Origin of the sequence: Streptomyces silaceus, assembly GCF_001419745.1 — a bacterium.
Classification (GTDB): Bacteria; Actinomycetota; Actinomycetes; order Streptomycetales; family Streptomycetaceae; genus Streptomyces; species Streptomyces silaceus.
This window is the reverse complement of record NZ_LIRJ01000317.1, coordinates 1-20,365: the sequence shown is the minus strand read 5'-3', so window position 1 is coordinate 20,365 and position 20,365 is coordinate 1. Positions and strand designations below refer to the sequence as shown.

Sequence of the window (20,365 nt, the reverse complement as noted above, 5' to 3'; positions counted from 1 at the left end):
ACCGCGCTCGACGTCACCGTCGGCGGCGAGACGTACGGCCCGCGCAGCCGCGTCTCCCGCTACCGGCAGACCCTGGACCTGCGCTGCGGCTTCGTGCGGACCTCGCTCACCTGGACCACCGCCGACGGCCGCCGCACCGATCTCGCCTACGACGTGCTCGCCTCCCGCGACCGGGCCCACACCGCCGCCGTGCGTCTGCGGCTCACCCCGCACTGGAGCGGCCGGGCCACCGTCACCGACCGCATCGACGGGCGCGGCGCCCGGCGGATCGCGCAGACCGGCGGCGGACCGCGCGGCAAGAAGACGATGGACGTGGCCTTCCGCACCGACGGCACCCGCGTCGACGGCGCCGTCGCCTCGACCCTGAAGGCGCCCGGGGTGACCCATCAGGCGGGCGCGGCCCAGGAGTTGGGCAACCGCCAGTCCGCCGACTTCCGGGTGCGCGACGGCGGGACGTACGAGGCCGTGAAGTACGTCGGCGTGGACACCGCCCGCACCTCCCGCGCGCCGCGCGCCGCGGCCCAGAGCGCCTCGCGCCGCGCCGCCGCCCTCGGCTGGGACGCGCTGTTCGCCTCCCACGCGGCGGCCTGGCGCGCCCTGTGGACCTCCGACATCGAGATCCCGGGCCACCGCGACCTCCAGCTGTGGGCGCGCTCCGCGCAGTACGGGCTGCTGTCCGCCACCCGCCCCGGCGCCCGCGACAGCCTCGCGCCCGCCGGGCTGACCAGCGACAACTACGCGGGCATGATCTTCTGGGACGCGGAGACGTGGATGTTCCCCGCGCTGCTCGCGACCCGGCCCGCGTTCGCCGAACCGGTCCTCGCCTACCGCCACGCCACGAGCGGCGCCGCGCGCGAGAACGCCCGCAGGACCTCGGTGAAGGGCCTCTTCTTCCCGTGGACCAGCGCGAGCCGGGGCGCGCTGTGGTCGGAGTGCCAGAGCTGGTATCCGCCGCACTGCGTCCAGCAGAACCACCTCCAGGGCGACATCGCGCTGGCCGCCTGGCAGTACTACCTCGCCACCGGCGACCGCGCCTGGCTGCGCGAGCGCGGCCTGCCCCTTCTCAGGGGCATCGCGGAGTACTGGACCTCGCGCACCACCCGCAATCCGGACGGAAGTCTCTCCCTCCAGAACGTCGCCGGGCCCGACGAGTACAGCAACGGCGTCACCGACGGCGTCTACACCAACGCCGTCGCCGTGACCGCCCTGCGCGCGGCGGCGGACGCGGCCCGCGCACTCGGCGAGCGGCCCCCCGCCGCGTGGACGGCCACCGCCGACCGCATCCGCATCCCCTACGACCCCCGGCGCAAGATCTATCTGCAGTACGCCGGTTACACCGGGTCGACCATCAAGCAGGCCGACACCGTCCTGCTGACCTACCCGCTGGACTGGCCGATGCCGAAGGGCGCGGCGGCCGCCACGCTCGACCACTACAGCGCCCGCACCGATCCGGACGGGCCCGCGATGACGGACTCGGTGCACGCGATCGACGCGGCCGCGATCGGTGAGCCGGGCTGCTCGGCGTACACGTATCTCCAGCGGTCCGTCCGTCCGTTCATGCGGGGGCCGTTCGCGCTGTTCTCGGAGTCGCGGGGCACGAAGGCGGGCGCCGGTGACGCCCTGGCCGGCTCGCCCGCGCAGGACTTCCTCACCGGCAAGGGCGGCTTCCTCCAGGTCTTCACGCACGGCCTGACGGGGCTGCGGCTGCGCGCGGGCGACGCGCTGCGCCTCGCCCCGACGCTGCCGCCGCAGCTCGCACAGGGGGTGACGCTGCGCGGGATGCGCTGGCGGGGGCGGACGTACGACATCGCGATCGGGCCGAAGGAGACGACCGTGCGGCTGACGTCGGGCGACGCCTTCCGCGTGACGGCGCCCGGCGGCACGGTCACCGTGCGGCGCGGCTCCCCCGCCGTCCTGCAGACCCGCCGCCCCGACCTGGCCCCGACCGCCGACCTGGCGCGCTGCCGCCCGGCGACGGCGACCTCCGAGGAGCCGGGCCTGTACGCCGCCGCCGCGGTGGACGGCAACCCGGTCACGGCCTGGTCGCCGACCGCCGAACGCGCCTTGCTGACCGTCGACTTGGGGAGCGCGCGACGGGTCGGCCGGATCACCCCGGTGTGGCGGACGCGGCCTGCCGGGCACCGCGTGGAGACCTCGGCGGACGGGCGCACCTGGCACACCCCCGGGAACGGCCCGGTGCGCCAGGTGCGGATCACGGTCCTGCGGGGCGAGAAGGCGCCGTCCCTGAAGGAGCTGCGGGTCGAACGCTGAGACTCAGTCGGGCAGCCGCGGCCGGCGCCGTCCGTGTCCGGTCGCGGCCTCGAAGGCGGCGCCCACTTCGAGGACGGCCCGGTCGGCGCGCGGCGGCCCGACGATCTGGAGGCCGACGGGCAGGCCCTCGGGGGTGAACCCGGCGGGCACGGACAGCGCGGGCGCGCCGAGCACGGACAGCAGGGAGGCCGAGCGCATCCAGTCGATGTACGAGTGCTGCGGCTGCCCGTCGACGACGTGCGGGTACTCCCACTCCACGGGGAACGGCGCGACCTGGCTGACCGGCGCGAGCAGCACGTCGTACCGCTCGAAGAAGCGGACGGCGGCGAGGTGGAGGCGGGTGCGCGCGGCGGCGGCGCGGGCCAGGTCGGCGCCGGTGAGCCCGCGCCCCGCCTCGATGTTCCGGGCGATGCTGGGGCGCAGGGACTCGGGGGACGCGTCGAGGAACACGCCGAGCGCGTGCTGGAAGGCCTGCGCGCGCAGGGTGCGGAAGACGTCGTCGGCGCCGTCGAGGTCGGGGCAGTCCTCCTCGACGTGACACCCCAACTCCGCGAACACCTTGGGCTGTTCGGCCAGTACGGCGCGTACGTCCGCCTCGACCGGGACGCGTCCACCGAGGTCGGGCGCCCAGGCGACGCGCAGCCCCCGCAGGTCGCGCTCGCCCAGGGGCGCGCGGAAGACGGCGCCCGGGGTGTCGAGCGAGAGCGGGCCGCGCGGGTCGGGCCCCGCCATGACGGACAGGAGCAGCGCGGCGTCGGCGACGGTGCGGCCCAGGGGGCCCGCGACGGTCAGGCTGCCCCAGGCGTCGAGGGCCGGGTGCAGGGGGACGCGGCCGGGGGTGGTGCGCAGTCCGACGACGTTGCAGAAGGAGGCCGGGTTGCGCAGCGAGCCGCCCATGTCGCTGCCGTCGGCCAGCGGCTGGAGCCCCGCGGCGAGCGCCGCCGCGGCGCCGCCGCTGCTGCCGCCCGCGCTGCGGGAGAGGTCGTAGGGGTTGCGGGTCGCGCCGAAGACGGGGTTGAAGGTGTGCGAACCGGCGCCGAATTCGGGGACGTTGGTCTTGCCGATGCGGATGGCGCCCGCCGACTCGATCCGCTCGACGAGGAGTTCGTCCTCGTCGGGCACGAAGTCGGCGAGCAGCGGGGAGCCTTGGGTGGTGCGCATGCCGCGCGTGAGGTGGGTGTCCTTGAAGGCGATGGGCAGCCCGTGCAGCGGCCCCGGCCGTGCGCCGTGCGCGAGGGCGTCGTCGGCGAGCGCGGCGGCGGTGAGGGCGCCGTCCGCGTCGAGGGTGACGACGGCGTTGACGGTGGGGCCGAGCCGTTCGATCCGCTCCAGATGGGCCGTGACCACCTCGCGGGCGGAGAGTTCACGGCGGCGGACCAGGCGTGCGAGCTCGATGGCGTCCAGCAGGCAGATGTCCATGTCGGCAGTCTGCCCACGGCCGCCTCACGGCTCGCCGAGCAGGGCGCCCAGCAGCAGCCGGCCCGGTTCCGCGTCGGGGGCGGCACCCCGCGCGGGGGTGCGGGGCACGTCGGCGCGGGGCCCCTTGGGCCGCAGACCGAGGGCCTCCGCCGTGGCGCGGGCGCCGACGCGGCGGCTGTCGTAGCCGTCCGGATCGGTCATGAACGCGAGGGCCGCGGCGGCGACGACGCCGGGGATGCGCTGGTGCCGGGAGGGGACGCCGGCGAGCAGGCGTCCGGCGTGGACCATGTCGGGGTACTCGCGGAAGGCGCCGGGCATCGGCCGCCGCGGGGCGAGCAGCTCCGGCAGGCTCGCCCCGCCGAGCCGTTCGTACCCGCCGTCCAGGAGGGCCGCGGCCACCTCGGCGGCGGCCGGGGTGCCGTCGGCCGACTCGTCCAGGGTCGCGGCGAGCGGCTTGGGCCAGTTCGCCGCGGGCGGGTGCCCGGCCCGCTCCAGGGCGGCACGGCAGACGCCGAGCCGGACGGCGGCCGGGGGGTGGTCGAGGGACGCGGGTCCCGCGGGCTCCGGCACCAGCGCGCCGAGCGTCTCGGCGAGCACCCCCGGGTAGGCGACCCCGCAGACCACGCACGCGCACACGTCGGCGAACACCTCCCCCGCCCAGCGCCGCCACCGCTCGCGCTCCGCGTCGGGCAGCGCGGCGTCCGCGAGGCGCTCGCCGATCTCGGGGGCGAGGCCGAAGTCGTCCTCGACGTGGTGGCCCGCCTCGTGCGCGACGGTCAGCAGGGCGGGCAGGTGCGAGGCGTGGTACCAGGGCACGTCGATCACGGGGAACGGCAGGCCGCGCACCAGCCGCAGGCCCGCCCCGGTGTGGATGCCGCCGCGCGGCAGCAGTTCGCGGTACTGGTCGCCGCGCCGGTGGGCGCGCGGTGCCGCTGCCCGGCTGAACGACACGAGCGGCGGTTCCTTGGCCGGGGCGGTGCCGGCCCCGAGCGCCGCGGCCAGCGGCGCGCGGTAGCAGGCCCAGGCGAGTTCGTCCGCGACGGCCAGGCAGTCGCGGTACTCGGCCAGGCGGCGCAGCGCGAACTTCGACCGGAAGTAGTCCCAGACGTGGTGCAGATCGAGGACGAACACCGGCAGTCCGGCCAGCTCGCCCGTCCGCAGCCGGGCCCGCGCCTCCTCGATCCCCCCGGCCAGCAGGGTCTCCACGGCCGCGAGTTGGCTGCGGTGCTTCTCCAGGGCGGGCGCCTCGCCCTGGGTGGCCAGGCGCCGCCAGGAGTCCTGCTCGGCGCGCAGCCCCGCCACGAAGTGCGCGAGGACCGCCCGCCGCTGCCCCTGGCCCGGACCCACGTCCGGCGCCTGGCCCGGTCTCACGTCTGGCCCATGGGCCGCTGCAGGAGCGAGGAGCCCGCCGCGTACAGCGCCGTCGCCCGGCGCGCGTCGTCGTCCGTCTTGAAGGTGGTGCCGCGGTCCACCGCGCCCGGCTTCTCCGTGGTGCGCAGTTCGCGCACGGCGTCCGCCAGCGGGTCCTGCGCGGACAGCGACTGGTAGAAGGCGAGCACCTGCTTCAGGCCGCCCCCGGGGAAGAGCCCGGTGCACACCACGGCCGGGCAGTTGCCGAGCCTGAACAGCTGCGCCGCGAACAGGTTGCGCAGCGCCAGCTGGACGTGGATGTCCACCTCCGAGCCGGGGCACGGCGGATCGAGCACGACGAGCGGCCTGCGCCCCGGCTCGAACCCGGCGAGGTAGCGCGAGAGCTGGACCGGGAAGAGGTCCGAGCCGCGCGCCTTGCTCGCCAGCCGCCGGGCGTGCCCGACCGGCGAGAGTTCGAGGTAGGGCATGCCGTCGCGCTGCCTCAGCGGGGCGGCGACGTGCAGGATGTCGACCTCCTCCGTGGGCCCCGCGAGGCGCTCGGCCAGGTCGGTGCCCGGCTCCACCACGAGGAGCCGGGCGGGGAACTGGCCCAGCAGCGGGCGCCGGCCGCGCAGCCAGTACGTCAGCGGTACGGACCGCTCGTCCTGCTTGGCGCTGAGCACGAGCACCTTGCGGGTGCCCGGCTCGCTGGGCATGTCCCGCTGCAGCTCCCACCGGGTCTCCGGCTCGACCAGCGGCCAGTCGGCCGTCGCCGCGCCCGGCTGGAGGCGTTCGAGGGCCTGCCGGGTCTGCGGGCCCACGATGCCGTCCACGTCGAGGTCGAGGTGGAACCTGCGGTTCAGGTTCAGCTGCAGCCAGCACACGTCCACGCGCCGGGCCCCGGTGGGCACCGTGCGGTAGATCACCGGCCGCGCCTGTCCGTCGGCCCCCTCCAGGGCCGACTGCAGGGCCAGTTCCCAGGGCAGCGCGTGCGCGGCGGGATCCTCCGACTCCAGGCGTACGAAGCTCAGCGGGCCGTGCATCGTGTTGATCAGCTCGGTGCGCAGCTGCCACATGTCGTCGTGCCACTTCGCGAGGTTCGCGGGGTGCGGCGCGGCCTTGTCGTCCACCGGGTTGATGTCCGGGCGGGCCCGCAGCGGGAAGCTGATCTCCCCGCGCCAGTCCTGGAACAGCCGCAGGTCGTCCGGCAGGTCGGTGTCGAGGTAGGCGGGCCGCTGCAGGCCGAGCAGCAGCTCCCCCACCCGGCCCTGGACCCCGGCCACCTGGATGCGCAGGGCGCAGTCGGTCAGCTGCACCGGCACGCTCTGCCGGGTGGCCCCGCCGCCGCCCCGCTCCGCGAGCGCGATGGCCCTGCGCAGCGCGGCCCCGGCCGACGCCGGGTCCGGGTCGACCCCGGCGCGCAGCACCAGCGCGGCCAGCGCGAGCCGCAGGTGCGGGATGCGCGGCGCCCCGCTGCGCACCCGGGGCGGCTCCTCCCACGGCACGCCGTCCAGCAGTTCCACGGCGAGTTCCCGGTGGCCGAGCCGGGCGGCGATCCGCGCGCACCGCCACACGATGAGCCGGTTGCCGTCGGCGCTCCCGACGAGGGTGCGCACGGTGCGGCCGAGGCTCCCGGCGTCGGCCTCGCCCCGCACTTGCATGATCAGCAGCTGGGCGAGTCCCGTGTCGGGGTCGTCGCGGTCGCCGTCCATCTCGTAGAAGGGCCGCAGCAGCGGCCAGGGCACCCGGCCCTCCATCGCGGGGTTGTCGATCAGGTCGCGCAGGGTGGCGAGCCGGGCGTCGACGGGCTGCACCTTCTCCAGCGCCCGCGTCAGCTGCGTCAGCGCCTCCTTCGACGGCTCGCCCTCGGGCTGCGCGGCGATGCGGCACAGGGCGTGCAGGGGGCGGACCAGGGCGGGCAGTTCGCCGTACGTCAGCGGCGGGACCCGGCCCGCCCTGGTCTTGCCGGTGCGTTTGGCCCACTCCAGGGCGAGCAACTGCAGGCGCAGCGCGAACTCCGGTTCCTGGCCCGGGGCTTCCTTCGGTTCGAGCAGGGGGTGGGCGGCGGTGTAGTCGAGGGCGCCGCGCAGCAGGAAGCGGGCGTACAGGTAGTGGCACTCGGGTTCGCCCGCCAGATAGCCGAGTTCGGACCAGAGGCCGGTCGCGCTGGTGAAGCAGTCGTCGGCTCCCTCGATCTCGTGCAGCTCGCCGAGGGCGACCCCGCGCAGCTGGGCGTTCTGGGCCAGCTGGCGGTAGCGCTCGGCGTCGGGCACGAGTCCCGCGGCGGTGTCGGCGCGCTGGAGCGCGGCGAGCGCGGGCCCCTCCCTGCCGAGCAGGAGCTGGGCCTTGGCCTGCAGCCGGGCCCGGTCGGCCTCTTCGCGGGGCGAGTGGACCTCCACGCCGTCGAGGACGCGCAGGGCTTCCTGCGGGCGGCGGCAGCGCAGCAGCAGTCCCGCCCGCTGCGCGACGGCCTGGAACGCGGAGACGCCCGCCCGGTAGCGCAGCCCGGCCGCCTGCTGGTACAGCTCGATGGCGCGTCCGACGTTGCCCATCAGGCGGTACTGCGCCGCCTCCGCCGACGCGGCGTGCGCGGCGATGTCCGGCCGGTGGATCTCACCGGCGAAGACGAGCATGCGCTGGAAGGCGTTGGCCGCGTCGGGCGAGCCGAGCCTGCGCTGCGAGGTGGCGAGGATGCTCAGCGCCCACAGCTTCTCCAGCTCGGGCAGCCCCACCCGGTGCAGCACCGCGGCCTCAAGCAGGCGGACGGCGTCCTCAGGGTTGCCGCGCAGGCTCAGGAGCGTGGCCCGCACCACCTCCTCGCGCACCGAGTGGCGCCGGTCCTCCCCCGCGCCCGCCCGCCGGTACAGCGCGTCGGCCTCGGCCAGGTGCAGTTCCACCTCGGACCACACGTGGTCGTGCACGTCGGACGGCACGCCCTCGGCCATGCCGTCCCTGAACTGCGCGTAGGCGATGTTCAGATGGGCCTCGGCCATCAGGTCGTACGTGACGAGGGTGCCGCCGCAGGTGCTGCGGGGGGTGCCGCGGTCCACGTACTCCTCGCCGAGCAGCTCCTCGGCGAGATCGCGCAGCCGGTCGGTCTCCCCGGCCATCCAGGCCCGCTCCATCGCGCCGCGCCACGCCTCCGGCGCCCCCGGGTCGCGCATCTGGAAGCGGTGGTAGAGGGCTTCGCGCAGATACCAGGACCAGTTGTCGGGGTCGTCCTGGGCGCGCAGCTCGAACCGCTCGGCGAAGTCCCCGTGGAGCTGCGCGAAGATCGGCTTGTCGGAGATGAGGTCGCGCATGGGGCCGAGGACCATGCCGTGGAAGACCACCGACTCCTGGTCCTCGGCGACCTCGCTGATCCACGAGGAGCCCTTGGCGTAGGTGAGGACCTTGCGCCAGGCCTCGTCCAGCTTCTCTTTGTCGAGGGGCTGTTCGACGAAGGGGAACACGTCGTCGCTGCCGCGCATGTGGTGCGCGTCGGTCAGCGGGTCGTCCTCCTTGGACTGCGCGGTCATCCGCTCGCGCAGATGGGGCTGGAGGATGTCGTAGAGGTGCTCGCGGCGCAGCCTGCGCGGGATCACGCCGTAGCGCAGCAGCCAGCGGACGAGAGGGTCCTCGATGCGGCGGATGACGCGGTTGACGAGGTAGCGGATGAGCGGGTCGCGCAGGCTGTCCATCGACTCCGCGGTGGCCTCGGGGTTCTGGTCGATGTTGTCGGCGAAGAGCGCGAGGTGGAAGGGGATGCCCTCGCTGCGGCGGATGATGACCTCGCGCAGGCCGGGTTCCTGGATGCCCCGTATGTGGTGCAGATAGCGGTCCGCCTCGTCGGCGGTGAACCCGGGCACCGGCACGTTCTCGTAGGCGCCGAGCGTGGCGAGGGCCGGTCCGTGCGCGAGGCTGAGGTCGGGGCGGCCCGAGAGGATCAGCCGCATCGCCTTGCAGCGCTTCACGGTCTCCCCCAGCAGCCGCAGCAGGCTGTCGGTGCGCGAGCTGCGGACGACGACCTCCTCCAGGGTGTCCACCACGACGAGCACCGGCTGCTCGGTGCCGAGGCCCTGGTTGAAGCGGGTGGTGAACGCGGCGACCACCTCGCGTTCGATGCGGCTCGCGTCCTGGCTGCGGATGCCGCGGGCGGCCTCGACGGCGGAGCGCGAGGTGGGGCGGCGCAGCAGCGAGCGGTACGCGGCGTACTCGTCGAGGCCCGCGAACACCCGTGTGGGCAGCCGCTGTTCGAGCTGGTCGGCGATTTCGAGAAGCAGCAGCCAGGGCCAGTGCGCCGCGTTCAGCGGGTCGACGATGTCGAAGTCGATGCGGGCGCAGTTGATGTCCTTCTCCGGGGTGACGGCCCTGCGCGAGACCAGCCAGCGCAGTTGCATGGTCTTGCCGGAGCCGCCGCTGCCGTACATCTGCCAGACGCGCGGGCCCTTGGGCGACAGCAGCCGCTGGGCACGCTCCCACAGGCCGTCCGGCTCCAGGAACTGCGCGGAGCGCGCGTAGTCGGTGGTCCAGTAGGTGCGGGCGCGCAGATAGCCGGCGCGGTCCTCGGCCAGTTCGAGGAGCCTGCGCTGGGCCACCGCGGCACGGTCCGGGTCGGCCAGCGCGTCGGTGAAGTCCTGGCAGCGGGTGAAGTCGCGGCGTTCGTCGCTGGCGGAGAACAGGGTCGTGAACAGCTCGACGGTGGCGTCGGGGTCGGCGAGCATCAGATGCCGTAACCGCTCGGCGGGCTTGCCGCGGTCGTGCCAGTGCTCGCTCAGCCTGCGCTCCAGGCGTACGAGCGCGTCGGGGATCTCGGAGCTCGCCCCGTCGCGCAGCCAGGACAGGAAGTACGAGGACCGGAACGCGTCCGGCACCCGGAACAGGCGGCGGCCCGCGATCTCCTCGACCGCGCCGCGCTCCTTGAGGGCGGCGAGGCTGGGCGGGTCGTCGCCGGCGAACTCCTTGAGGACGGAGCTGTAGGTGGTGTCGTCGAAGAGCCGGGCGACGGCCGCCGCCTTGAGGACGTCGTTCCAGGCGTCCGGGAGCAGGGTGCGGCGGATGTCGTCCAGGCCCTCGCCCCGGCCGAGCCGGGCGGCGAGTTCGGCGAACGGCCCCTCGCGGCGCGCGTCGTGGTCGGTCATCATCCCGCCTCCCTCATGCCGGCCATGCCGAGGAGCACGTCCAGCATCTGCTGGTACGCCGTCACCGGGAAGGACTGCTTGCTGCTGCCCTGGAGCGCGGCGTCGAGCACCTGCTCGAAGCCCTTGAACGTCCAGTCCCGCGGTACGCGACTGCTGTGCACCTGACGTTCCCAGAACTCGCGGGCCAGCCGCTTGTAGTCGTACAACTGAAAGTCCGTCAGGGCAACCGGGTCGCTCTGCATGAACTCCTGGAGATGGCGGAAGCCCGGCCAGCTCTGCGGGGTCACCACGAGCACACGCAGCGGAAACTCGTCGGTCAGCTCCTGCACGGGCTCGAACAGCAGCGGCCGCAGCACCGAGCGGAAGTCGGACTCGATGATGCCCTGCGCGTGGTCGATCGCCAGGAGATGCGGACGGCGATGGGCCTGGGCGCGGGAGCGCAGCGTACTCAGAAAGGCCTGGAAGATCTCGCGCTTGCGGGCCTCGGCGTGCCGGTCGCTCTCCACCACGAAGGGTCCGCCCCGGTCCTCCGAGGACGCCGGCAGCCGCTGGGCCCACTCCTTGCCGCCGCGCAGGGCGCGGTTGAGCACCTGGTTGAACCGGGCGAACTCCACCGGGAGCATCGCGTCGGGCTGGCGCGGGTCCGTGCACGCCTTGCGCAGCGCGCGCAGGACGGCCAGCCAGTCCAGGGTCACCGGGTCGTCGCCGTTGCCCCGGCCCGCGTACGCGGCGAGGTCGGCGTACGTGACGTCCTCGCCGCGCAGCATGCAGGTCAGCAGGCACCACTTGGCCAGCCAGGTCTTGCCGGACTCGCGCTGCGCGGAGGTGATGGCCATCAGCCGCTGCGGCGGCTTCTCGTCGCACTGCTCCCACCAGCCGGTGCGCCGCTCCTTGGCCCGGCCGAGGAACATCGCGAGCTCGCCGAACGGCCAGCTCTCGCCGAGCCGGGTCAGCTCGGGCTCCTTGTAGCCGAACTCCACCCGGACGACCTCGCCCGGGTCGTCCACGCCGCACTGCAGGACGGGCAGCGCCCAGGAGGGGCCGTCCGGCTCCGCCATGTGCAGCTGGTTGCGGACCTCGGTGAGGGCGGCGTCGATCGACTTGGCGCAGGCGAGGTCCTGGTAGAGCGCGTGGGAGAACTGCGCGGCGGCCGGCGACTCGATGTCGGCCTGCATGGCGACCACGGCGGCCGAGCCCCGGTCCAGACACGTGTCGACCAGCGCCGCCAGATCGGCGGCGGGGGCGTGCGCCTGGCGGCAGGCGTTGAGCACGACGAGCCGCGGCCGCCACCTGTCGTAGAGGACGTGCATCTCGTCGGGACCCAGCACCCAGGCCTCCTGCGCCGCCTTCCACTGCCGGTCGTCGGCGGCCACGGGCTGCTGGGCGTTGAAGTGGAGCCCGCCCACGTCCCCTTCGACGGCGCTCATGCCGTGCCCGATGAAGTGCAGGACGTGCGGGCGCACGTGCTCCAGTTCGGCGGCCAGCTGCGACAGGCTCGGGCCGTCGACGACCTCGGTGTGGACGCGGCCCGGCAGGCGGGTGAGCGCGGCGCCGATCATGGCGAGCTCGCAGTCCGCGAGCAGGTCGGGGTCGTTCGGGTTGCAGACCACCAGCAGAGCGCGCAGCGGGCCCATGCGGCTGGCCTCGGTGTCCTCGCACTTGTCGGGCGGTCCCCCGTGCCGTCCGCGGCGCAGCAGGACACGGCTGTTGCGCCACAGCGGCCGCCGCCGGTCCCGCATCAGCTCCCAGGGAAGCGCCGCGAGCGGCAGGCAGTCGATGTCGAGCCTGACGCGCAGCGGTGACCCTTCGGAGGCGTCGCTCTGCACCTGGTCCCAGAGCCCTTCGGGCGCCCCGCCGAGCAGTCCCTCGTGCAGGCGCAGGCCGACGGCGATCCGCTCCTGCGGGGACGCTCCGGGCTCCAGGGCCCCCGTGAACTCCGCCGCCCCGGCGCCTACGGGATCGTTCATGATCGCGACCAGCTCGTCGCCCAGCGGCCACTCGGGCTCGCTGTTGTCATCGGTGTCCGTGTGCAGTCGAACGTGGCCCCTGTGGATGCTGAGGACGACGTCGGTCATGGTTCCCCCCGAAGGATCGCGCCGTGCTGTGCCGCCTAGGGCAGTTGGTCACTGCCCGGGAGCCGCCCGTCCGGCTCCACGTGTTCCACCACCGACCAGACGTCGTCCCTGGCCTGCTCGAGGAGCAGGTCGGGGACGGGGTCGGCGGCGAGGCCCCGGCCCGGCTGGGTGGTGCCGTACTCCGCCTCGACCTCGCGCCGCCACCAGGACCGGGAGATCCGCACGCCTCGGTAGACGGGCGTCAGGTCGGTGCCCGACCACTTCAGGCCGAGCCGGCTCGCGGCGCTGAAGGAGACGCTGCCCGCGAGGTCGGCGAGGTTCAGCGGGCCTGGCCCGACGTCCGCCTGGATGCGCAACTCTGCGCTGGCGCCCTTGCGTTCGGCGGTCAGGACGGTGCCGGCCCGCGCGGAGATCACTTCGGTGACGGCGAACAGAGCCGTGTCCCATTCGCCGTGCCAGCAGCGCTGGACCAGCTCCTGGGCCAGCTGCGCCACGTCGTTCAGGCCGTCCTGCGCCAGGCCCGTGTAGATGACGAGGGCGCTGTGCTCGGCCGTGAAGTCGACGCGGGCCCCGGCATCGGCCGCCGCGAGCGCGGAGAAGCCCTGGGCGGCGGCGCCCGCCGCCTTGAACGCGACGCCGACGGAGCCCCCCGCGTCGTACAGGATGTCGCCGGGCGCGCCGGTCCGGCCCGGCTTGGCCTCGATCTTCCGCTCGGCGAGCGTGCCCGCGGTGACCGTGCCCCCGTCGTGCAGCGCGCGCACGTCACCGACGTGCACCTTCTGCGTCAACGGCCAGGTGAACCACCAGCCGCCGTACACATCGCTCAGCGCTTTCCGATACGCCGCGTACGCGCCCTTGGCCATGGCCGCTCCCCCCTGAGAATGCGGCTCTTTCTGGGAGATTAGCAGCGGGTGGAGCCACCGGACCCCGGAATGTAAGGGCCTTGCACGCGGCGGAGGAATATGCGGTATGGATACGCCCCGCGGGCGCGGGGGGACGCGAACTCGGGGCGGGGGCAGTGGAGTTGGGGGGAAACCCAGCGGGACACCAGACCGGAGCGTCAGCGCACGTTGCCAGCGCGCCGATGGCGATGGCATCAAGAGTGACGGACGCCGATCAACAACGATGAGTGTCGATCTGCCCAACGAGGGCACGCAGGCGCAGCCGGACGGTCTCGCCGTTCGTCGCCTCGATCGGCGGAACCGCCGGCCGAGGCGCCCCTCACCGACGAGGGAACGCTGAACGCGGGATCCCCCCCCGAAGCACGACGTCCACCGACCCGCCGATGCCATCTCCGAGCTGATCTCCTCGGCGGCAGCCGAGACCACCGCCACCCTGACGCCACGGCCAGGCCGGCGGGTAATTCCTTGTCCACAATGCCCGGTCGTCAGCTAGCGTTGCCCTGCACCGCGTGCCCTCCTCAAAGGGTGTACGCGACGTGGCCTGGGAAGACGTAGGCCCTTTGGTGCGGTGACGCAATCGCATGGTGCGCTCCCGGCGGGAGCCATCCGGCGCCGTCACCGGTCACACCGAAGGGGACGCATTACCTATGGCTGCCGTCGAGTACACGCCCAAGCGCCGCACCTGGATCCGTGATGTCCTGATTGGCATCGCGGCGAGCCTCGGCTCGAACCTGGTATGGGCTCTGGCGCAGGCCGCTGTGAACCGCCTCGGCTGAGCCGGGCGGAGGGCGGGCCCACGGGGGCCCGCCCTCACCTCTCTCCACGGCCGCGTAATCTACGGAACGTCATTGCGGCCCGACGGGCTTCCACTCCGCTTCGGCGAAGTCACGAAGGACATGCCCCTACCCGCACGAGTCATCTCGTGCCTGGGGGACCTTCGTGCTTCTGCAACTGTCCGCAGCTGAGCTCGGCCGGCGCATAGTTGGTCAGGCCGGATCAACGCACCTTCCGCTCACCGAGCAACTGATCCAAGAGCATTCCCGGATCAAGGGTGGAGCGGCCGGGCAGGGTGATGTCGCTTCCTGGAACAACAGCGTCCCCGTAGTGGTCAGGGCTCTGCTGGACTGTGGCCTCGACGACGTCGAGGTACAGATCGAGGTCGATCTGCCGCACACCAACTCCGCGGTCGACCTGGTTCTGTGCGGCCAACACCCCGGCACGGGTACGGACTCCTACCTTGCGGTCGAGCTGAAGCAGGTACGGCATGCCACGGTGGACCCGCTGTGCCCCATCGCCGTTGATCTCGGGTTCGGCGACGGGAAGAACAAGCTGCACCCCGTGCGACAGGTCCAGCGCTACTGCGAGTACATGCTGCGTTATCTGCCCCATCTGCGTGAGGACGAGGACCGGTTGATGGGTGTGGCACTGCTCCACAACGCGCATGACGCGGATGTGGAGGCGCTGTTCGGTCTGCCCGAGACCGACCATGGATTCCTCTACACGCTCGATGATCTGCACCGATTCCGGAGAGTCCTTGCTTCAAGATTCGCTGCCACGTCCGGCAAACGGGCCGCATGCGCACTGACGCAGGCACGCCAGGACCCCTTGCTCAAGGTCACCGACGTGGCTCGTCAGCGTTCCGTCATCGGTGGAGGCCTCACACTCCTCGACGAACAGTACGTCGCGGTCGACAGAATTACCCGGCACCTGGAGAAGACTGCACGCTTCACCGGCTTCGACGTCGGACTGTTCCACGACGCCGGTACCGACCACAGCCTCGCCTCCGAGCCGGGTGCCAAGCGCGTCTACATCCTGCGGGGCGGCCCTGGCAGCGGGAAGAGCGCAGTGGCCCTGGAGTTGCAGCGCACTCTTGGACTCAAGGGCCGCGAGGCCGTGCTGGCCAGCGGCTCGCACGCGTACACGGAGACGCTGCGCGACATCATGCTCGGCACGGCCCGTCGAGGGCAGACTGCGGAGAAGCGCCGTGCTGCCAACAGGCTCTACCGGTACTTCAACAGCTTCAGTGAGACCCCACCGGACAGCCTTGACGTCCTGATCTGCGACGAGGCCCATCGCATACGGCGCAGTTCGTCGCACCGCTGGATGCCGAAGTCCTTGCGGGACGACGACCGGCCACAGGCGACTGAGGTGATAAAGGCTGCCAAAGTACCGATCTTTCTGCTCGACGACCATCAGTCGATCCGCCCGGACGAGGTGGGTACGGCCACGTACCTCAAAGAGCTCGCCATGGGCATGGGCTGCGAGGTCGAAGTGACCGATCTGGAGGGCACGTTCCGGGCGGGCGGAAGCAAGCGCTACCAGGACTGGGTTCAGCAACTGTTGGGCCTTGGCGCCTCCGATCCGGTTGCCTGGCGACCGGACGGGAGGATGGCGCTGACAGTCGCCGACTCCCCCGAGCAGATGGAGCGGTTCATCCGGGAACGCCACGTCGAAGGAGCCACAGCCCGCATCACTGCGGGCTTCTGTTGGCCGTGGAGCAACCCGGACGGAGGGCGACTTGTCGACGACGTCCAGATCGGGGACTGGCGCCGGCCGTGGAACGTGAAGCCGGAGCACGATGTCCCGGACGCACCGAGGTCGCACCTGTGGTCGACCGATGGCCGTGGCGTCGACCAGATCGGCTGCGTCTACACGGCACAGACCTTCGAGTACGACTGGAACGGTGTCGTCATCGGCCCCGATCTGCTGTTCCGCGACGGGAAGTTCACGGTGGACCGGAGCGCTTCCTGCGATCCCGCCTTCCGCGGTGCGATCGACGACGCCGTAGTCACCCGGTGCATCCTCAATGCCTACCACGTGCTCCTCACCCGCGGCGTGGTCGGCACCGTGGTGTACGCGGTCGACCCGGCGACCCACAATGAACTGCGAAAGCTCATCACTGGCACCATCGGCATGCAGCACTACGACGGCGCCCAGCCGAGGCTCACCGCCGAAGGATCGCAGCTGCCACCCGCCCACCGCAGACGGCACAGGTAACCTTGATCCCGATGTAGTTGCGGCCCGCCGGGCTTCCGCTCCGCCCAGCGGGGCAGCGATGGAAACGCCCCCACCCGCACGAGTCTCTTCGTGCTGCCTGGGGGCATCTCTTGCTGTTCCGCGACTCTGCCGCAGCGGTCGCCGCCGAGTGCCTCTCCGGCGCTCTGTTCTTCCGTTTGACGGAGCAGTTCGTGCACGTGCACGGTCACAAGCCCGGCCCGTCCGAGGTGCGCTCGTGGGAGCGGAGCATCCCCGTGCTCGCAAGCGCGCTCAACGATGCCGGACTCGGGCAGGTCGAGGTGCTCCTGGAGTACGGACTGCCGCTGAACAGCAAACGGGCCGATGCGGTGCTGGCCGGGGTACACCCCAAGACCGGGCTGCCGTCCTACGTGATCGTGGAGCTGAAGCAGTGGAGCAGTGCGGAACCGGACGACGAGGATCCGTCGCTGTGCCGCATTGATTCATATGCCCGAGCGGTACTGAACCCGGTCGACCAGGTACGCGGCTACTGCGAGTACCTCGTCTCCTTCAACGGGGCCTTGGCCAAGCACCCGGAGCGCCTCAACGGCGCCGCATATCTGCACAACGCCACCGAGTTCGGCGTCAGCGGGCTCTTCGAGGCCGAGCAGGACCAGTACGGCCAGCTCTTCATCGGCGCGCGACGCGGCGAGTTCATCGAATTTCTGCGTACGAAGCTGGCTCCGGAGTCAGGTGCCTCGGCTGCGGACGAACTTGTCAACGGGAAAGTCGGCCCGTCGCAGCAGCTGATGGCGGTGGCCGCCCAAGAGGTCCGTGAACGTGAGCAGTTCGTCCTGCTGGACGAGCAGAAGATCGCGTACCGCACGGTCCTGAACGCTGTTCGCCGCGCCAGGCAATCCGATCGCAAGGAGGTCGTGATCGTCACCGGCGGGCCCGGTACCGGCAAGAGTGTCATCGCGTTGTCGCTCCTCGGGGAGCTGTACCGGCAGGGCACCACCGCGCTGCACGCGACGGGCTCCAGCTCGTTCACGACGACCATGAGGAAGGTCGCCGGGGCCCGGAAGCGTGAGGTGAAGGACCTCTTCAAGTACTTCAACAGCTTCATGACCGCCGAGCGCAACAGTCTCGATGTCCTGATCTGCGACGAAGCTCATCGCATCAGGGAGACATCGGCCAACCGCTACACGCCGGCGTCCAACCGCACCGGCAAGGCCCAGATCGAGGAACTCATCGACGCGGCACGCGTCCCGGTGTTCCTGCTCGACGAGCACCAAGTCGTACGGCCCGGCGAAATGGGCACAGTCGCGGAGATCGAGGCGGCCGCCGCCAAGAAGCAACTCGGCTGTCAGGTGGTACCGCTGGACAGCCAGTTCCGCTGCGGTGGCAGCGATGCGTACCTGCGGTGGGTGGTGCGGCTGCTGGGGCTTGAGCCGGGCGGCCCCTTGGCGTGGGAGCCCGACGACAAGATGCAGCTCATGATCGCGGACAGCCCCCAAGAGATGGAAGCATTCCTCGACGAACGCCGCTCGCAGGGGTACAGCGCACGCATGTCCGCAGGGTACTGCTGGAAGTGGACGAAGAAGGTGGACCCCGGGCAGGCGCTGCCCACGGACATCGCCATCGGGGAGTGGGAGCGGCCCTGGAACGTCTTCGGTGACCGGTCCGTAGGAGGCGCGCCTCCGGCCGCACTGTGGGCGACCGATCCGGCCGGCTTCGGGCAGGTGGGCTGTGTGTACACAGCGCAGGGCTTCGAGTACGACTGGAGCGGCGTCATCCTGGGCCCCGACCTGGTGTGGCGGGGTGACCACTGGGTCACCGACCGTTCGGCGTCCAAAGATCCGGTCTTCAAGAAGTCCACTCCGGATGCGGACGTGGACCGGCTGATCCGCAACACGTACAAAGTGCTGCTGACGCGGGGAATGATCGGCACGGTGGTGTACTCGACCGATGCAGAAACACGCCAGAAGCTTCGCGCCCTGACTGGCACGGCCTCAAGCCTCGCGCCCGTCTGATGCGCTCAAACGGCGACGTCCCGGCCGCGTGCCAAGCCGACGAATCACGCATTCAGGCTTGCTCCACGCGCCGTCGACAAGAATCCAGCCAGCAGGCCAGGTGGGGCGGCCCAAGACTGAGCCGCCCCACCTGGCCTGTGTGTCTGCCTGATCAGTGATGATCAGTACGGCACGCCGCTACACGTTGAACCGGAACTCCACCACATCCCCGTCCTGCATCACGTACTCCTTGCCCTCCATGCGGGCCTTGCCCGCCGAGCGGGCCTCGGCGACCGAGCCCGTTTCGACCAGGTCGGCGAAGGAGATGACCTCGGCCTTGATGAAGCCCTTCTGGAAGTCCGTGTGGATGACGCCGGCCGCCTCGGGGGCCGTGGCGCCCTTCTTGATCGTCCAGGCGCGGGACTCCTTGGGGCCTGCCGTGAGGTAGGTCTGGAGGCCGAGGGTGTTGAAGCCGACGCGGGCGAGGGTGGCCAGGCCCGGCTCCTCGGCGCCGACGGACTCCAGGAGCTCCATGGCGTCCTCCTCGTCCAGCTCCGCGAGGTCCGCCTCCAGCTTGGCGTTGAGGAAGATCGCCTCGGCCGGGGCGACCAGCGCGCGCTGCTCGGCCTTGAACGCCTCGTCCGTCAGCTCGTCCTCGTCCACGTTGAAGACGTAGAGGAAGGGCTTGGTGGTGAGGAGGTGCAGGTCGTGCAGGAGCTCCTCGTTGCCCGAGCCCTGGACGATGCCCGCCGAGAAGAGCGTGTCGCCCTTCTCCAGGATCGCCTTGGCCTCCTCGACCGCCTTCACCTTCGGGGCGATGTCCTTCTTGATGCGCGACTCCTTCTGGAGGCGCGGCAGGACCTTCTCGATGGTCTGGAGGTCGGCGAGGATCAGCTCGGTGTTGATCGTCTCGATGTCGTCCTTGGGCGAGACCTTGCCGTCGACGTGCACGACGTTCTCGTCCTTGAAGGCGCGGATGACCTGGCAGATCGCGTCGGACTCACGGATGTTCGCCAGGAACTTGTTGCCCAGGCCCTCGCCCTCGCTCGCGCCGCGCACGATGCCCGCGATGTCGACGAAGTCGACCGTCGCCGGGAGGACCTTCTGCGAGGAGAAGATCTCGGCCAACTTCGTCAGGCGGGAGTCGGGGACACCGACCACGCCGACGTTCGGCTCGATCGTGGCGAACGGGTAGTTGGCCGCCAGCACGTCGTTCTTGGTCAGGGCGTTGAACAGGGTCGACTTGCCGACATTCGGCAGACCGACGATTCCGATCGTGAGCGACACGTTGCGACTTCCCGTACGTGAGGGCTGGGTGGGACGGCCCGTGCGGGCCGGGTGGGTCCGGCCCCTGCGTGCGTGGGCCGATCCACCAGTCTACGGCGTGCCGCCACCGGACCCGCCGGTCGGCCGCCTCCCCGGGACGCCCGGGCCCCGCTCCCCGTCGAACGCTTGGCCAAGGTCACTCAAAGGGCGTGTCCCATGCCTGATTCCGCGCGGGGGCCGACCTAGGTTGGTCCAGTGGAGCAACACAGGACGCGTCCCCCTCAGTCCGCCCCGAAGGCCGGTCCCAAGGCCCGGCAGCGGCGCACCGCGCCGTTGCCTCCGCAGGGCAGGCCGGCCGAGTCCGGAACGGTGTACCGCGCGGGGTCCCGCCCGCGGCGCCCCGTACCGCCGTTCGTCCGGGCCCTGCGCAGAAGCCCGCTGTACCGCTCGCTGCGCCGCATGCCGAACCCCCGTCTCACGGGGCTCGGCAGCGGTCTGTTCTGCTCGGCCGTGATGTTCGTGCTCGCCTGCCTGATCCGGCTGCTCGTGGGTGAGTCGCCCGTCACGTACGGCGTGCTCTTCCTGCCCGTCGCCGCGCTCACCGCGCTGTGGGTGCGCCCCGCCGACCTCGTCACCGCCCCGGTGGGCGTGCCCATCGCCTTCGCGGCCGGGATCCTGCCGATCTCGGGCGGCACCGACGGCTTCGGCGGCCACTTCATGGGGCTCGTGACGTCGCTGGCCCTGCACGCGGGCTGGCTGTACGGCGGAACGCTCGTCGCCGGGCTCATCGTCTGCGTACGCAAGATCCGGCTGATGGCGCAGCGGCGGCAGACCCACCCCCCGAAGGTGCAGGCCCAGATGAAGAAGGGGCAGGGACAGGGACAGGGGCAGGGGCAAGGGACCAGTCGCGGGAAGCGGCTGCCCACCGCTTGATCTCGGGCGGGGCGCCCGAGCCGTGCCCCCCGCCACCGCCGCCCGGCGACCACGCCCTCGCC

General features: G+C 71.9%; 11 protein-coding genes. 5 read left to right on the top strand and 6 right to left on the bottom strand.

What is annotated here, in order from left to right; translation table 11 throughout:
- A partial coding sequence (locus AOK22_RS27085) for a discoidin domain-containing protein (protein ID WP_055701337.1) occupies positions 1–2,271 on the top strand: 2,271 nt, incomplete at its 5' end.
- A 3-nt stretch (positions 2,272–2,274) separates the two neighbouring features.
- On the opposite strand, the gene AOK22_RS27080 is transcribed toward AOK22_RS27085, so the two are convergent.
- From AOK22_RS27080 to AOK22_RS27060, 5 genes are read right to left on the bottom strand one after another with little or no spacing between them, the layout of a single operon-like run.
- The gene (locus tag AOK22_RS27080) at positions 2,275–3,690 is read right to left on the bottom strand and encodes an amidase (protein WP_055701336.1); all 1,416 of its coding nucleotides are present in this window, start codon (positions 3,688–3,690) and stop codon (positions 2,275–2,277) included.
- Between the two features lie 24 nt (positions 3,691–3,714).
- Complete coding sequence (locus AOK22_RS27075) at positions 3,715–5,061, bottom strand: hypothetical protein (RefSeq protein WP_157872298.1); 1,347 nt, start codon at positions 5,059–5,061, stop codon at positions 3,715–3,717.
- Entirely contained in the window at positions 5,058–10,163 is a 5,106-nt protein-coding gene (locus AOK22_RS27070) for a tetratricopeptide repeat protein (protein WP_069885970.1), read from the bottom strand. Before AOK22_RS27070 ends, AOK22_RS27075 begins: the two co-directional genes overlap by 4 nt.
- The gene (locus tag AOK22_RS27065; RefSeq protein WP_055701333.1) at positions 10,160–12,235 is read right to left on the bottom strand and encodes a CHAT domain-containing protein; all 2,076 of its coding nucleotides are present in this window, start codon (positions 12,233–12,235) and stop codon (positions 10,160–10,162) included. Before AOK22_RS27065 ends, AOK22_RS27070 begins: the two co-directional genes overlap by 4 nt.
- 35 nt (positions 12,236–12,270) lie before the next feature.
- Positions 12,271–13,098, bottom strand: a complete 828-nt coding sequence (locus AOK22_RS27060) for a hypothetical protein (protein ID WP_055701332.1) — start codon at positions 13,096–13,098, stop codon at positions 12,271–12,273.
- Between the two features lie 686 nt (positions 13,099–13,784).
- On the opposite strand from AOK22_RS27060, the gene AOK22_RS43765 reads away from it, so the two are divergent.
- From AOK22_RS43765 to AOK22_RS27050, 3 genes are all read left to right on the top strand, one after another.
- Positions 13,785–13,913, top strand: coding sequence for a DUF6408 family protein (locus AOK22_RS43765; protein WP_237773407.1), 129 nt, complete (start codon positions 13,785–13,787; stop codon positions 13,911–13,913).
- A 163-nt stretch (positions 13,914–14,076) separates the two neighbouring features.
- Complete coding sequence (locus AOK22_RS27055) at positions 14,077–16,134, top strand: DUF2075 domain-containing protein (RefSeq protein WP_055701331.1); 2,058 nt, start codon at positions 14,077–14,079, stop codon at positions 16,132–16,134.
- 110 nt (positions 16,135–16,244) lie between these two features.
- The gene (locus AOK22_RS27050; protein ID WP_055701330.1) at positions 16,245–18,125 is read left to right on the top strand and encodes a DUF2075 domain-containing protein; all 1,881 of its coding nucleotides are present in this window, start codon (positions 16,245–16,247) and stop codon (positions 18,123–18,125) included.
- Between the two features lie 177 nt (positions 18,126–18,302).
- Here AOK22_RS27050 and ychF read toward each other — a convergent pair whose 3' ends face one another.
- Positions 18,303–19,391 (bottom strand): redox-regulated ATPase YchF, encoded by a 1,089-nt coding sequence (gene ychF, locus AOK22_RS27045; protein ID WP_055701329.1) that lies wholly within the window; start codon positions 19,389–19,391, stop codon positions 18,303–18,305.
- A gap of 438 nt (positions 19,392–19,829) precedes the next feature.
- Between ychF and AOK22_RS27040 the strand changes: the two genes are divergently transcribed.
- Positions 19,830–20,303: a DUF6542 domain-containing protein gene (locus AOK22_RS27040; protein WP_055701338.1), complete on the top strand. Its 474-nt coding sequence runs from the start codon at positions 19,830–19,832 to the stop codon at positions 20,301–20,303.
- Positions 20,304–20,365 lie beyond the last annotated feature (62 nt).